This is a genomic window from Acidobacteriota bacterium, assembly GCA_038040445.1.
GTDB lineage: Bacteria > Acidobacteriota > Blastocatellia > UBA7656 > UBA7656 > Onstottus_A > Onstottus_A frigus.
The window spans coordinates 35,386-49,948 of record JBBPIG010000023.1; the positions used below are offsets into that span (position 1 = coordinate 35,386).

12 protein-coding genes and 1 pseudogene are annotated in these 14,563 nt (G+C 58.7%); 4 read left to right on the forward strand and 9 right to left on the reverse strand.

What is annotated here, in order from left to right:
- The first annotated feature begins 45 nt into the window (after positions 1-45).
- Positions 46-2,151: a prolyl oligopeptidase family serine peptidase gene (locus AABO57_21775; protein MEK6288355.1), complete on the forward strand. Its 2,106-nt coding sequence runs from the start codon at positions 46-48 to the stop codon at positions 2,149-2,151.
- A 762-nt stretch (positions 2,152-2,913) separates the two neighbouring features.
- Positions 2,914-5,664, forward strand: coding sequence for a TonB-dependent receptor (locus AABO57_21780; protein ID MEK6288356.1), 2,751 nt, complete (start codon positions 2,914-2,916; stop codon positions 5,662-5,664).
- A 32-nt stretch (positions 5,665-5,696) separates the two neighbouring features.
- Here the strand turns inward: AABO57_21780 and AABO57_21785 are convergent, their stop codons facing one another.
- The 3 genes from AABO57_21785 to AABO57_21795 all read right to left on the reverse strand — a co-directional run bounded on the left by AABO57_21785 (position 5,697) and on the right by AABO57_21795 (position 7,958).
- Positions 5,697-6,962, reverse strand: coding sequence for an alpha-hydroxy acid oxidase (locus AABO57_21785; protein MEK6288357.1), 1,266 nt, complete (start codon positions 6,960-6,962; stop codon positions 5,697-5,699).
- A gap of 310 nt (positions 6,963-7,272) precedes the next feature.
- Complete coding sequence (locus AABO57_21790; GenBank protein ID MEK6288358.1) at positions 7,273-7,455, reverse strand: hypothetical protein; 183 nt, start codon at positions 7,453-7,455, stop codon at positions 7,273-7,275.
- Positions 7,452-7,958: a hypothetical protein gene (locus AABO57_21795; GenBank protein ID MEK6288359.1), complete on the reverse strand. Its 507-nt coding sequence runs from the start codon at positions 7,956-7,958 to the stop codon at positions 7,452-7,454. Before AABO57_21795 ends, AABO57_21790 begins: the two co-directional genes overlap by 4 nt.
- Before the next feature lie 161 nt (positions 7,959-8,119).
- Here AABO57_21795 and AABO57_21800 point away from each other — a divergent pair, with 161 nt between their 5' ends.
- Both AABO57_21800 and AABO57_21805 read left to right on the forward strand, forming a co-directional pair.
- Entirely contained in the window at positions 8,120-8,410 is a 291-nt protein-coding gene (locus AABO57_21800) for a DUF1778 domain-containing protein (protein MEK6288360.1), read from the forward strand.
- A 5-nt stretch (positions 8,411-8,415) separates the two neighbouring features.
- A complete protein-coding gene (locus AABO57_21805; GenBank protein ID MEK6288361.1) occupies positions 8,416-8,913 on the forward strand; it encodes a GNAT family N-acetyltransferase in 498 nt (165 codons plus the stop codon).
- Positions 8,914-8,934: 21 nt separating this feature from the next.
- Here the strand turns inward: AABO57_21805 and AABO57_21810 are convergent.
- The 6 genes and pseudogenes from AABO57_21810 to AABO57_21835 form a co-directional block, all read right to left on the reverse strand.
- Positions 8,935-9,591 (reverse strand): annotated as a pseudogene (locus AABO57_21810) (TIGR03619 family F420-dependent LLM class oxidoreductase).
- Between the two features lie 110 nt (positions 9,592-9,701).
- A complete protein-coding gene (locus AABO57_21815) occupies positions 9,702-10,679 on the reverse strand; it encodes an arginase family protein (GenBank protein ID MEK6288362.1) in 978 nt (325 codons plus the stop codon).
- 123 nt (positions 10,680-10,802) lie between these two features.
- Complete coding sequence (locus AABO57_21820; protein ID MEK6288363.1) at positions 10,803-11,207, reverse strand: DUF3224 domain-containing protein; 405 nt, start codon at positions 11,205-11,207, stop codon at positions 10,803-10,805.
- A gap of 196 nt (positions 11,208-11,403) precedes the next feature.
- Positions 11,404-11,601 carry a hypothetical protein gene (locus AABO57_21825; protein MEK6288364.1) on the reverse strand — a complete coding sequence of 66 codons (198 nt, stop codon included), beginning with the start codon at positions 11,599-11,601 and terminating at the stop codon, positions 11,404-11,406.
- Positions 11,602-11,704: 103 nt separating this feature from the next.
- Positions 11,705-14,389, reverse strand: a complete 2,685-nt coding sequence (locus AABO57_21830; protein ID MEK6288365.1) for an ABC transporter permease — start codon at positions 14,387-14,389, stop codon at positions 11,705-11,707.
- A complete protein-coding gene (locus AABO57_21835; protein ID MEK6288366.1) occupies positions 14,386-14,562 on the reverse strand; it encodes a hypothetical protein in 177 nt (58 codons plus the stop codon). Before AABO57_21835 ends, AABO57_21830 begins: the two co-directional genes overlap by 4 nt.
- Position 14,563 lies beyond the last annotated feature (1 nt).

The window sequence follows — 14,563 nt, forward strand, 5'->3', positions numbered from 1 at the left end:
CTAGTCGCAATCTAGCACACCAACTTGCTCTTATCGGGAGGGGTCATGAACGCTCTAAGACGATTTGCATACCTGCTATTTCCCATCACTCTTTTGCTGATTTTGCCCTCGATAGTTTGTGGCAACGGCTTCATGCTAGAACAAGTCCTCAGCTCTCCGTTTCCGTCTGACTTGATTGCTTCCAAGAACGGCAACAAGCTCGCCTGGGTCTTTGATCACCGCGGCAAGCGCAATATTTGGGTTGCCGAAGCGCCCGCGTTCAAAGGACGACAACTGACCCGCTATGACAAGGACGACGGGCAGGAGATCACCGAACCGGTTTTTTCGCCGGATGGAAACTGGATCGCTTACGTGCGCGGTGGGCCGCCTAATTCTGAGAAAGACATTCCGAATCCGACCAGCGATCCTGCCGGCGCGAAGCAAGAAGTGTGGCTGGTCAACACACGAAGTGGCGCGACCGCTAGAGCCGGAGAAGGAAGCTCGCCTTCGTTTTCACCGCGAGGCGATCGAGTGATCTTCGAACGCGAAGACCACCTCTGGGCCGCGACCGTTCCTGCCGGAGTAGCAAAACTCGCCGGCGCCGCAAAGAAGATGTTCGAGATTCGCGGCGGTGTAGCTTCGCCGGTGTGGTCTCCTGATGGCTCGCGCCTGGCCTTCGTTTCCACCCGTGGAGATCATTCGTTCATCGCGATTTATGAACCAGGTTCGCCGCGAATCAGGTTCCTCGAGCCAAGCGTGGACCGGGACATCGAGCCTCGCTGGTCGCCTGATGGAAAGCGAATCGCTTACGTTCGCCTGTTCAACGTAGCCGACACTCTTTCGGCCGACAAAGAACGGCTTCTGCCCTGGTCGATTCGAGTGGTCGATGTGGCCAGCGGCGTTGGAAAAGAAATCTGGAAGTCCGGCAACGGCGAGATGGATTCGTACTCACGCTTGCCGATGGGAGACAACCAGTTGCAGTGGGCCGCCAGTGATCGAATCGTGTTCGCGTCGGAGAAAGACGGGTGGGCGCACCTGTACTCGATGAGCTCCAATGGCGGCGCGGTGACCGCGCTGACGCCTGGCAGCTACGAAGTCGAGAACGTAACCTGGTCCGCTGATCGTTCTTTTATGATCGTAGCTTCCAATGCGCGCGGCATCAATTACCGCCATCTTTGGAAAGTGAGCGTCGCCGGTAGTGAGCCGCTGCAACTCACTCAAGGTGACAGCATCGAGATGTATCCGGCGATGGTGAACGTCGGGAAGCAGGTCGCGTTCATGCAAGCGACCGCAAGGCATCCTTTTCTTCCTTACATTGCGGCGGCGGACGGGAAGGGGGCTAAGCCGCTTGCACCCCAAATCATGCCGGCAGATTTTCCCGCTACCCAGTTGGTCGAGCCCGAGCAGGTGACGTTCAAAGCAGCCGACGGGATGGAAATCCACGGGCAGTTGTTCAAGCCGAAGAACACGCCGGGCCGCGCGCCGGGCATTGTCTTCATGCACGGCGGCCCGATTCGGCAGATGCTGCCCACCTGGCATTACAGCTACTACTATCACAATTCATACGCGATGAATCAGTATCTCGCGAGCCGGGGCTATGTGGTGTTGTCGGTCAACTATCGAAGCGGGATCGGCTACGGCCGCGCGTTTCGTGAAGCAAAGCATCGCGGGCCGCGCGGCGCTTCCGAGTATCAAGACGTCGTCGCGGCAGGCAAGTACTTGCGCTCGAGAAGCGACGTCGAAGCCAAGCGAATCGGGTTGTGGGGCGGTTCGTACGGCGGCTACTTGACGGCGATGGGGCTTGCGCGCGATTCGGATTTGTTCGCGGCCGGAGTTGATCTTCACGGCGTTCACGATTGGAGCAGGCGAGTCGGACCCTCACCGTGGGCGACGGGTGATCTCGCAAAGCTCGGCCGAGAGTCTTCACCGATCAGCTCGGTGGACAAATGGAAATCGCCGGTGCTGTTGATTCACGGTGACGATGATCGAAACGTACAGTTCAATCAGACGGTCGAGCTTGTGCGCAAGCTTCGCGAGCGGGGCGTTGAATTTGAAGAGCTGGTTTTCCCGGACGACGTGCATGACTTCTTGCGCCACGAGAATTGGCTGCGGACTTATCACGCCGCATCCGATTTCTTTGATAGAAAGTTGAGACACGGCTCGCAGAACTGAGCTTAACAGCGCAAGTTGGAACCCGAACGACACCGACAAGCGTTTTCCACTAGCCCAGGCGTTCAGCGACGGGCAAGCATGAGTCTAGAGATACCATCGGGCTTTAGCCGATGGAGCTTCAGTTTCAGCCTTACGGGCAAGCTTGAGCCTTGGAGATCCATCGGCTTAAAGCCATTAGGTCGAAACTGAAGCTCCATCGGCTAAAGCCCGATGGTATCCAGCGAACCAGTGGATGATTAGGTTAGCCTGTTCGCGGCGCTTCCCACGCAGCTTCAAGCTTTTTGGAATGTCGAATTCCTTACACGAAGGATTGCCTGAAGGCGAAACCAAAGCCCGGTGAACCGGGCTCTCTGATCGGCCTGCACGCGTGACCCAGGCGTGAACGCCTGGGCTAATGGAAACTGGCGTCGGTATCATTCAGGTTTTGACACGGTCTCACAGTTGGTGGGATTATCGGCAATCACTCGAGAGAAGTCCTCTATTCCATGCTCAGGGCTCTCCCCCGCCATGGCATAAATCAGCCCATCAAGATACTCGTGACGCTCCTCCGACTTTCGTTCCAGAGCCAAAATAAGCACACTACCTTAACTCGTTGGTGCTCCTTCGTGCCTTGGTGTCTTAGTGGCAGAAAGCAGTTTTTCATGAAACGATAACCATGCAGTGATGGCCGACAAACTTCAGTTTGTCGCTGAGTCGTTGATACGCCGCATTCGGACGCGATGACAAACTGAAGTTTGTCGAACACTTTCTAAGGAGAAGCAAATGCTGCGGCTTCTGAAGGCAGGCCAGTTCCGAAACGTGATGTACGAGCTGGCCGGCCTCTTTCTTTTTCTTTCTCTACCGGGCGCGGCGTACGCGACTGAAGGAGTCACGGTATCGGGCGTCGTGCGCGATCAGTCAGGCGCGGTTGTGTCCGATGCGTCTGTCTCGCTGCTCAGTGCGCAGCGAGCAGTCATTGGCTCCTCAAAGACCGATGCGCAGGGCCGCTTCACAATCGCGGATGTTCCGAAGGGAAGCTACCTGCTGCTTGTCGCTTCTCGTGGATTCGCCGACCGTCGCATAGCTTTAAGTGTGGGAGCCAACGGCGCTGAAAACATAGAGATCACGATCGAGCCGCGCGCACTCACTGAGGAGGTGACGGTGACGGCTAATCCGGGCCTTGTCGAAAGCGTCGAGAGCATATCGCAGCAGGTCAACGTCATCAGCGCGCAGCAAATCGAAGAACGGGCTACATCGGTCGTCGCCCAGGTTGCCAACGAAGAGGTCGGCGTGCACCTCCAGCGAACAAGCCCGGCGATGGCAGGCATCTTCGTGCGCGGACTTACCGGAAATAAAGTGAACGTCTTCATAGACGGCATTCGATATTCGACCTCGACGCAAAGAGGAGGCGTCAGCACGTTTCTGGATTTGATTGATGCGTCGAGTCTGCAGGCAGTCGAGATCCTGCGCGGGCCTAACAGCGCGCAGTACGGCAGCGACGCCATCGGCGGCAGCGTACAGTTTCTTTCGCGCACGCCCGTGTACGCGGCGGGCGGTGACAACGTGCATGGCCGGATGGGCGTCTTCTTCAACAGCGCCGACGCCGGCTTTGGCTCGAACCTCTCAACATCATTCGCCACGCCCAAATTCGGACTGATGGCGAACATCGCCGGCCAGCGGGCCAATACAATCAGGACTGGGCGCGAGCGCGATTCGCACAACGCGGTGACCAGATTCTTCAATCTCAGCTCGGACCTGGTGATCGACGGCCGCCTGCCTGATACGGCGTTCACACAATACGGCGGCATGATGAAGATGAGCTGGCAACCTGCGGAAGGCTCGCAGCTCATCGCCAGCTATATGCGTGGCCAGCAGGATGGAGGCCGAAGGTACGATCAACTGCTCGGGGGCGACGGCAACCTGATTGCGGACCTGCGCAACCTCATGCTTGATTTCTTCTACATCAAGTACGACAAAGTGCGAGTGGGGTGGCTCGATAGCTTTACCGCGTCGTATTCGCTCAACTCTCAACGCGAAGAGCGTGTCAACCAGGGGGGCAACGGCGATCCCAACGCCTCGATCAATCACGAATACGAGCGCACGAACGTTCACGGCTTTCAGGCATATGCCTCAAAGCTCATAGGATCCCGACAGAACCTTTTGTTAGGGGCAGATTTTTTCAATGATCGGATCAACTCTCCTTCGTTCGGCGTCAACCCTGTGACGAAGGCGACGACTCTACGCCGCCCGCGTGTGCCCGACAATGCGCGCTATCGCAAAGGCGGCATCTTCCTTCAGGACGTGTTCGAAGTGATACCGAGCAAGCTGCGATTGACGGGCAACCTGCGGTGGAACGTGGCCTCGTACCGTGCGCGCGCCGAAGACTCGCCGCTGCTCAACGGCAATCCGCTCTGGCCCAGCGACTCGCTACGAGTTGACGACTGGACTTACCGCGCGGGCATTGTCGTCACGCCAGTCGACGGCCTGAGCCTGATGGCTAATTTCAGTCGCGGGTTTCGCGCTCCTCACCTTACCGACCTTGACACGCTCGGGGTGACCGGCTCGGGCTTTGAGGTCCCTGCGTCGGCGGTGGCCGGTCTCGGCGCCACTATCGGATCAACCGCCGACAACCAGGCCATCTCGACGGGACGGCTGGTCGAGCAGACGAAGTCCGAGACGAGTCAGAGCTATGAAGCCGGCGTTCGTTATTACACGAGGCGCGTGGATACGGACTTTACTTTTTTCATCAATAACATCTTTGACAACATCACCAAGCAGGCATTGATATTGCCCCTGGGCGCGGTGGGCCTGCAGCTCGGCGGCGAGACCATTACGGCGCAGAACCCGAACGGGGTGGTCTTCGTCGCTGCGTCGACCAATCCCGTGCTGCTGCGAGCCAACTTCAGCGACGCGCGAATCCATGGGTTCGAGCACACGTTCGATTTCAGAATCAAATCCGACTGGTCGATTGGCACGATCTTCACTTACTTGCACGCCCGCGACAAGGACACGGACCTTCCGCCGAACATCGAAGGCGGAACGCCCGCGCCCGATGGCTACTTGAAGCTTCGCTACGCGCCCGCAAGCGGGAAGTTCTGGATTGAGCCGTACATTCATGCGGCCGGAAGGCAGGAAAGCCTTTCCACTCTCGACCTCGAAGACCGGCGGACGGGCGCAACCCGTTCGCGCAGCTCAATCGCGAACTTCTTCAACAACGGCGCGAGATTTGGCGGACTGGTCAGTGCGGGACCCGACGGCATTGCGAGAAACGCCGACGACAGGCTGATCTCTACCGGCGAGACGCTCGCGCAGATACAGGATCGGGTGCTCGGCGTGGGTGTCAACTCAGCGCCGCTTTACACCGCGATTCCCGGTTACATCACTTTCAGCATTCGCGGCGGCGTCAGGCTCGGCGAGCGCCATCAGGTGCTGATTGATTTCTACAACATTGGCGACCGCAATTATCGTGGCATAAGCTGGGGCCTTGATGCGCCCGGCCGTGGCGTGCTGTTCAGATACAACCTGCAGTTTTAGCAGGAGACGATGAAGCATTCCTGGCACGAATCTCAGCGCCAGCCCTCGACCACGTAACTTCGTTTGATCTGATCAATCGATGTCACGCCGGCCTGTTTCATGATCAGCTCAAGCTCGACCCGCAGGATGTCCAGCACTCTTTCTATACCGGGCTGCCCGAACGCCCCCAGGCCCCAGATATACGGCCGGCCTATGCAGACTGCTCTTGCGCCAAGCGCCAGCGCTTTGAAGATGTCGGTTCCGCGTCGAAAGCCACCATCAATCAGCACCGGGATCTTTCCCCCAACAGCGTCGATCACTTCAGACAAGCACTCGATGGTGCTTCTTCCGCTCTCTTCCGCGCGGCCGCCGTGGTTCGAAACGATGATACCGTCGACTCCGCGCTGCACGCACAGCTCGGCGTCTTCGCGAGTGACGATCCCTTTCAGCACCAGCTTCATCTTTGTCATTTCTTTCATTCGGCGAATCGAGTCCCACGTAAGTGCCGGCGCGTAGTAATCGACAAGGCCAGTCAGATCGAGCTTATCGAACATCGGTTTCCTTCGGGTGCGCCCCGCCAAGCCCGGCTGATGGCAGTCGGAACAGTTCCTGGTGTCAACCCGCGTTGCTCGCGTCAGGGTTTCAGTGTTTCTGCCCGCCGGTAGATCCACTGTAACAACCAGCACTGGGGACCCCGCCGCTTCGGCGCGCTTTATCAGCGCCTGGGTGACGTTCCAGTTCGCAGTCGGATAAAGCTGATACCAGACGGGGCCGCCGCGCGCGGCGATCACGTCCTCGACTGAAGTAGTAGTCACCGTCGACAGTATCTGAAGATGCCCGCGGCTTCCGGCGGCTTTTGCAGTAGCCAACTCGCCTTGCGGATGAAAAGCGCGCTGGCTTCCGACAGGTGAAATGACGATTGGCGTCTTCCACTTCACGCCGAAGATTTCCGTCGATGTGTCGGTGCGGGTTACATCGATAAGGCGGCGTGGCCGGATCTGAAACTTCGAGAACGCAGTGCGATTCGCGTGCAGCGTAAGGTCGTCGTCGGTGCCCGTCGCCATGTATCCCCAATGCGCAACGGGAACCTTCTGTCGCGCTGCCGCTTCAAGATCGAAAACGTTCAGCGCCTGATCGGGAGAGGTAATGAGCGTTTGGGCTGAAGGCTCATCAGCACTCGACCCGGTTGTTTTCTGAGTACCGGCTCCGACTAGCGCTTCGAGAGAGCCGGTTGGGTCGCAGAGGGCAAGCAACGGGCTGCCCGCGAGGAACTTCAAAAATCGGCGGCGCGATTCCGTGCGATCCATCGAGTTCTGCATCTCTAACCTCCAGCGTTGGAAAAGCCAATCCAGGAATGAATGCGCGCATTCTACGCGCTTCAAATTTTGCTATCAAGGAAGGATCGACCGCAGAACGCGAATCATTGGGGTAGGGGGTAGTGAAGGAGGAGTATCCGCGCAAATCCGCCGATCAGTGTCATCCGTGATGGTATGAAGCTGGTTTGACGGATTCGCACTGCGGTAGCAGGGAATTTGGTTTCAGTCCTTGCAGGATGAGCCCGGAGCTTGAGTCCATAGAGCGAGCAGAGGCAGGCTTCGACATCCTGCAAACCTCCGAGAAGCTATGGCGCTAGCCCTCATTCACGATGAAGTCGCTGACGTCGAGCTTCAATGTGGCAGCGATGTTTTCCAAACTGGCCACGGTCTTCTGTAACGCTTCGATTCGCAGATCCGGTGGTACTTCTGGAAGGGCTATGAGCTGATGACCGAAATCAACGTGGCTCAGCATTGCCTTTCTAAGTCTTTCGTTCATTGTACTCTCACCATGCTCTCTGCCACGCTTCCCCCATTGACGGCAGTACGCAACTGGTAATAGAAGGCCATTACGGCCAGCAACCACATAATCAATTGCCACTCGTCCACGACGCCCCATATCTCCGAAACCGTATCCGTGCGGTTCTTGAGATCAGCGTTGTGCACAATTCGGTGCCGCCTCTTCGCCATCTGAATGAGGGGCGGGAATAGCCGCTTAAAGGGCTTGGCATCAATGCCGCTTAGCGTGAGCGCCTTGGCAAGCATAGCGCCCGAAGAAATAGTGAGTTTCCTATTTTGCTTTGGAAGGTGACTGCGAAGGATATCCTCAAAAGTGGCGTGCAGGAAAACGACGATTGCGCGAAGAATGTCGGCCCTGACACCGTCGCTTTGAAATAGCCTCTTTTGCCTCAGCGGATCAGTAAAGATGAGGGTTACCAAACCATTGATTCGGCCCATATTCAGATGGAAGCGTGCCTTCAGCAGATCGCTACGGATACTCATGATCAATCAATTCTACCTCCGCTCTGCCAGCATGACGACTGTGCTGCGCTGAAAGAGTCGTCATCTCCGCCGGACACCCCCCGCTTTTCGCGGCGTGTGGCAATGCTCCGTACGTTCGTGCTACCCTGCCTTTCGACGAAGGGAGGCAACTCAGACGAACCATGCAGCGAGTAAAAGAGACAAGCAATCGGAGAGCGGCTCGCTTGGACGTGCGGCTGGCCCAGCGCGTGAAGGAAAAGATCGAGGAAGCCGCGTTGGTTTCCCACCAGTCACTCACGGATTTTGTCGTAACCAGTCTGCTGCGCGCATCCGACGAGGCGCTGAAGCAACATCAAGCGATCAGGCTGACCAATCGCGACCGTGACCTCTTCCTGGCAGCGCTTGATGCCGACGAGCGGCCAAACCCGGCGTTGCGCAAGGCAGCCCAAAGGTTCAAACGCAGATCCGGTTAGACGATGTGGCTACGCGGCAACTGATTATCGAAAGACTGTCCAGCCACCACGACCGAAGCGAGTTTGACTGCGGCGTTGGGGAGTTGAATGTCTATTTGCAGAAATACGCGAGCCAGCATCAGCGGAAAGGCGTGGGCCGAACATATGTGGCGACCGAGGACGACCCAGAGCGGGTGCTTGGCTACTACACCATATCCGCCGGCGCGGTCGACTTTGACACGGTACCTGAGAACCTCCCGCGCCATCCGATCCCGGTCGTTTTGATTGGCCGACTTGCCGTCGACATCGGCGCGCGCGGACGGGGACTCGGTGAGACCTTGCTGATTCATGCCCTGGGGTCGGCGCAAAGGGTTGCAGAGATCGCGGGCGTCTACGCCGTGGTCGTGGATGCATTGGACAAGCAGGCAAAGAGCTTTTACCTGAAGTACGGTTTCAAGGAGCTTGCAGACGATCACTTGCATCTGTATTTGCCTGTTAGAACAATCAACAAACTCAAGCTGTGACGCAGACCCGATCTGCAGCGGTCAATGCGAGGCGATCTCAGCGATCTGGTCCGCGAACCGGAGGACCTCGTCCAGCGTGGCTGCGTTTGTCACTGGGATGAGCCGGTGAACGCCGATCTCTTCATACCTATCGACGATCTCTGGGGTAAGACGCATCGGAGGAGTTACCGATATCTCGACTTCGCCAAGCTCGGCAGGGCGAACACCGTTTGCGACGTAGCCGTGAATCCACTCGATGCTGCGGGCGGTCGACTCGATGTCGGTGAGAAAGCCGTACCAGCCATTTCCACATCGGGCTGCGCGCCGAGCAGCGTTGCGACTCATCCCGCCGACGACAATCGGCGGATGAGGCTTCTGTACCGGACGAGGTTGTGAGTCAATGCCTTCGAATGAAAAGAATCGGCCCTTGTACGCAGGCTTCTCCATCGTCCAAAGAGCCTTGATAGCCTCGATAGCTTCGTCGGTCACCGCGCCTCGATCTTCGAAAGGCGCGCCAAGCGCGCGGAACTCGGGTTCGAGATAGCCTGCGCCCAAACCGAAGATCAACCGGCCCTTCGACACCAGATCGACAGACGCAAGCTCCTTGGCCAAGACGACAGGGTTGCGCTGTGGCAGGATAATCACACCCGTCCCAAGGCGGAGCCGCTCGGTATGCGCGGCTATGTGACTGAGCGCGACCGCAGGATCAAGGCATCACAGGAGGGATCTTAGACGTGAGAAGTGTGACTTGTCTGAAGGAGCGCGTGACAACGGACTGCCGGCTCAGCTCACGCGTGGTCTCTCACACGCTACCTCCGATTCTCGCGGGCCTTCACGCCTCGAATCGCGCCGGCGATCATCCGGTTCACCGCCGACAGAGACAGTCCTCCTTCGTCGGTCGCCGGAATCGTCGCGAACCCGATCGCCGACGCCTTCGGGTAGCGGCTGAAGATCGTCTCGAACAACGCAGCCAACTGCTCGCTCGACGGACCATTCGGTACTTTGTTTCCGTGCCCCATTACCTCCCGCGGATCGAGCACGTCCATATCGATATGCACGTAGAGCTTGTCGGTGAGGCGACTGAGCCGATCGAGTTGTGTGAACACCGCCGACGTCATCTTGCGCAGGTCGTCGACGCTGAGCTGCTCGATGAACGATTGGTCAAGCAGATGCTGTTCAAGCGGATCGGTCAGGCGCACGCCGCCCATCACGATGTGTTGATCCGAGAGAGGCGGATCGAGGTGCGCGTCCATGCGAAGCCGCTGCAGCGCCCGGCCTGTCGCCACAGCCACCGGCATTCCCCCCAGTGATCCGCTGCGCGTGGTCTCCGGCGTGTTGAAGTCCGGGTGCGCGTCGAGCCAGAGCATACCGATCTTGAGCGGCTCGCGCGTCGGCCCCGAATGCTGCAGCCCCGCGACGAGACCCGGCATGGATGGACACGTCGCCAGCAGACCAACCGTGAAGTATCCCTCCCGCTCGTTCTTCGCCACGACATCGGCGAAGTGACCCAGCGCCATTCCAAGCCGTTTCCACCCGCCATACTCCGTAGCCTCGTCCGCAGTGAGCGCCGCTTCCGAAACTCGCACCACCGCGCCCATGCCGGCGAGAACCTGCTGGATACCGCCGTTGGCCATTGTGTTGGATCCCGCTGAAGTTCCGGTCGGAGAGAAGGGCTGCTTGACCAGGGCCACGCGCAACCGGCCATCCGAACCGGTGTAGCGCTGCGCGTGGATCAGCGGCGGTCCCAGAAGCAGAGCGGCCAGCACCAGAGCGATCAGTCTTCGCATTGGGGTGTCCTCGTGAAAGTGCCTTGCTACCAGCAGAACCCGACGCACATTTGAGCCCGTAGTCAGTGGTCCGTAGTCCGTAGTCAGATGCCGCGAGACACGAGCTACGGACTACTGACTATTTCATTGGGATTTGGCGAGCGTGTACTCGAAGTCGTAAGAGTGCTTCCCGTCTACGATGTTGATCGTCAACTTGCCGGCGAGCCCAACGAGCTCACCTGTGCCGGAATCGGGTACGACAGTGATGCTGAGTTGCGGCGCGCCGCGCGTCATCGTGCCACTGTGCTGCAGTGCGAAGGTTCCGCTGTGACCATGCAGAGTTCCTTTGACCCGCTCCATCGCGACGTAACCAGCCGAGCCATTGACGTCCGTTCCGGCGGCGAGCATTTGGCCTTTGCTGGTAGCTTCGAGATCGCCGTGGAACTGCTTGTCGAGAGACATCCTGCCCACGGTTGGGTCTCCGACGTTGTCTTCCGGCGCCTGAGGATTCATCTTCACTTCAAACGTTCCGCTTGCATGCTTCGTCACGATCTTCTCCTTTTGGTCTCGCTTTTGAAATGGCGAATTGGTTGTGCCGCCTGAGGAGCCAAAGCTAAACACTAAGCAGAAGCCAGTGATGATGCCGGCTCCCGCGCGAGATCTGTTTTTCATAGTTGCTCCGTGCGTTCGGTTATTAGAGTTCATCAGACGTTGCCGCCCGCCCGGGTCATCACCTCGTGTCCCCCTAGCGCGAATTCTTCCTGACTATGGTGATAGCCATAACGGCCACAACGGCGCCAACCACACCTCCTGTCACAGCAGCGCTTGCGTTGCCGACCAACAGTTGCTGGATGAGGGTGACGGCTACGGCAGCAACGATCGCAACAAGTATCACGAGAGCAAGAGTCTTAGCCGAAACACTTCGACTCTGAGAGTCTTTCATTATCCGCTCCTTAATCAGGAAATATAGAAATGGCCAGGCGGGATTATACGGCAAACCGTAGGAATTGTAAGCGCGCACCTTCTGAGCTGGGCTCCCTGATATTTCATTCGTATCGCAGCGCCACCATGGGGTCCACCTTCATCGCTCGCCGCGCCGGGAGGTAGCAGGCCAGCAAGGCCGCGACTAAGAGCAGCGCGGCGACGCTGGCGAACGTCAGCGGGTCAGTCGCGCTGACGCCGAACAGCAAGCTCGTCAATACCCGCGACAACGTGACAGCCGCACCCACCCCGATCACTACGCCAATTAACGCCAGCTTCATGCCGTGGCGCACAATCAGCTTCAGCACGTCGGGGTCGCGCGCGCCGAGCGCTCGCCGGATACCGATCTCATGGGTGCGCTGCGTAACGGCGTAGCTCATCACGCCGTAGATGCCAATCGCCGCCAGTAGCCACGCCATCGCTGCGAATAGTCCGAGCAGCCACGTGTTGAATTGCCGCGGCGCGATGTGCCGGGCAAGCTGGTTTTCCAGCGTAGCGATTTCGTCAATCGGAACGTTCCGATTCACTGCCTGCACTTCGCCTTTGATCGCGGCGATCAGACTCTGGGTAACAATGCCGGCGCTTCGAACCGCAAGCGTCGCTCGCGGCAGCGGAGTGCGCCCGAACGATGTATAGATTTTGATCCTACCCGGGACATCAGAACCGTAATTGCGAACGTCGCCGGCGACGCCGATGATCTCGATGGGTCCGGTGTTGTCGTACTTTATGTGCTTGCCGACCGCGTCGCCCTCCGGCCAGAACTGCCGCGCCAGTTGTTCGTCCACAAGCATGACGGGGGCGGCCTGCGCGATCTCCTGCGGGGTGAAGGAGCGCCCTTGTTTAACGGGGATGCCCATGGTTTTGAAGTAATCAGCCGTGATGATGCCCCAGTCAACATTGATCAGATCGCCCGGTTTGATGTCCAAATACTCGCCCTTGATTTCGGGATTGATGTCGTTTTGCCAGGCCGGCTCGAGGCCTGGGAGGTCATTGAGCACACACGTCGCCTCGACGCCGGGCAGCGAATTGATCCGTTCGAACATTTGCGAATAAAACTGCATCAACTTCGCGCGGCTCGGATAGGCTTCGCGCGGCAGCAATCGCATCGTCACAACATTCTGCGAGTTGAAACCTGGATCGGAGACTAACAAGCGCGCGAGACTCTTGATGAGCAGACCCGCGCCGGCCAGCATCACCATTGCGAGCGCGACTTCGGCGATGACGAATGCGCTTCGCAACCGCCCGCTACGCGCGTCGCTCGCTGTCCTGCCGCCGTCTTTCAGCGTCTCATACACATCAGACTTCGTACTCTGCCACGCGGGCGCGATCCCGAAGACGATGCCGGTCAGCACCGAGAGCGCAAGCGTGAAACCGAGCACGGGCCAGCCAATCGTCACGCCCGACATCCTTGGCAAATCCTCGGGCGCGAACCTCACCAGCAGATCAACGCCCCACTTCGCCAGCAGCAGCCCCAGCGCGCCGCCCACCACCGCCATAAGCACGCTCTCGAGCAGAAGTTGACGCAGCACCCGCCCGCGGCTTGCGCCCAACGCAGCGCGAATGGCCAACTCCTTTTTTCTTGTCGCCGCTCGCGCAAGCAGCAGATTGGCGACGTTGGCGCATGCAATCAGCAACACCACGCCGACCGCGGCGAACAGCAAGAGCAGAGATTGGCGCGTGTCACCGACAATGCTCTCCTGCAACGTGACCAGCCGGATGGTGTTGCCGGCGTTGTGCATCGGATGCTCGCCGCTCAGTTGCTCTTCGATGGATTTCATCTCGGCGCGCGCCTGTTCGATGGTTACGCCGCGTTTGAGCCGAGCGACTACATTCCCGGCGACGCGGTGGGAACGGTTGAACCAGCCGCTCCCTGGTTCCGCATACTGCTCGGTCAACACCCACAAGGCCGGCGGACCCTGATGCCGGAACTGCTGCGGCATCACGCCGGCGACCGTGAACGGCTGATTGTCCAGCGTGATAGTTCTGCCGGCGATGTCGGGATCGCCGCCGAATTGCGCTTGCCAGAATGCATGGCTGAGCATTGCCACGCGAGGCGCGCCATACTTGTCTTCATCACCGGAGAAATCGCGGCCCAACATCGGCTGCGCGCGCATCACCCGGAAGTAATCTGACGTGACCATCCGAGCGCTGACCGACTGCGCCTCGCCGTCGCCGGTCAGGGTCATCTGCCAGCCTCGAATCGTCGCCATAGCTTCAAAAGCCTGGCTGTGCCCACGCCAATCCAGAAAGTTCGGATACGAAACCCAGCGCGTCGGAATTTGTTCGTGGTGCTCCGTGACCCAAACCAGCCGATCAGCTTCCGGGTACGGAAGCGGGCGCAACAGCACCGCATTAAACACGCTGAAAATCGCCGTGTTCGCGCCGATGCCCAGCGCGACGGTCAGCAATGCGATTGTCGTGAACCCGGGATCCTTCGCCAGCAGACGAAGTCCATAGCGTAAGTCCTGCCAGAAATCCGCAATCATGTTCTTTCTCCCTGCTCCAAGGACCACGGGCTCGACTCTGATGGGTTTTGTGAGCCGCCGCAGTTCACGATGGAGAGTTTCGCTCTCATTCAACTCCGCTAGCGCCGCGCGAGAAGCTTGGTCTTGCGACGCGCCGCCGGCGAGCAACTCCGCATATCGGTCTTCGAGGTGCTGACTCAACTCGTGGACGATCTCGGTCTCGCGCATCGGCTCGAGCTTCAACATCGTCAGGCGTTGTCTGATCTCTTCTCTCCAGTCAATCATATTGCCGATTTCCGAGTGCCGATTGCCGATCGCTTGCCGCGTGCGGCTGAAATCCGCGATGCCGCCATGATGGCCACCAGTTCGTTAGCTCCCTTCAGCAGAGACTCGACCTTAGCGATCCCGGCAAAAGTGATCGGGTCTGTAGCGGTGACCCCGAACAACAGATTCGACATC

What these genes read in the sequence shown, in the direction of transcription:
- AABO57_21775 (MEK6288355.1), top strand. Translation starts at nt 46, where the DNA reads ATGAACGCTCTAAGACGATTTGCATACCTGCTATTTCCCATCACTCTT.
- AABO57_21780 (MEK6288356.1), top strand. Translation starts at nt 2,914, where the DNA reads ATGCTGCGGCTTCTGAAGGCAGGCCAGTTCCGAAACGTGATGTACGAG.
- AABO57_21785 (MEK6288357.1), bottom strand. Translation starts at nt 6,962, where the DNA reads ATGCAGAACTCGATGGATCGCACGGAATCGCGCCGCCGATTTTTGAAG.
- AABO57_21790 (MEK6288358.1), bottom strand. Translation starts at nt 7,455, where the DNA reads ATGAACGAAAGACTTAGAAAGGCAATGCTGAGCCACGTTGATTTCGGT.
- AABO57_21795 (MEK6288359.1), bottom strand. Translation starts at nt 7,958, where the DNA reads ATGAGTATCCGTAGCGATCTGCTGAAGGCACGCTTCCATCTGAATATG.
- AABO57_21800 (MEK6288360.1), top strand. Translation starts at nt 8,120, where the DNA reads ATGCAGCGAGTAAAAGAGACAAGCAATCGGAGAGCGGCTCGCTTGGAC.
- AABO57_21815 (MEK6288362.1), bottom strand. Translation starts at nt 10,679, where the DNA reads ATGCGAAGACTGATCGCTCTGGTGCTGGCCGCTCTGCTTCTGGGACCG.
- AABO57_21825 (MEK6288364.1), bottom strand. Translation starts at nt 11,601, where the DNA reads ATGAAAGACTCTCAGAGTCGAAGTGTTTCGGCTAAGACTCTTGCTCTC.
- AABO57_21830 (MEK6288365.1), bottom strand. Translation starts at nt 14,389, where the DNA reads ATGATTGACTGGAGAGAAGAGATCAGACAACGCCTGACGATGTTGAAG.
- AABO57_21835 (MEK6288366.1), bottom strand. Translation starts at nt 14,562, where the DNA reads ATGTCGAATCTGTTGTTCGGGGTCACCGCTACAGACCCGATCACTTTT.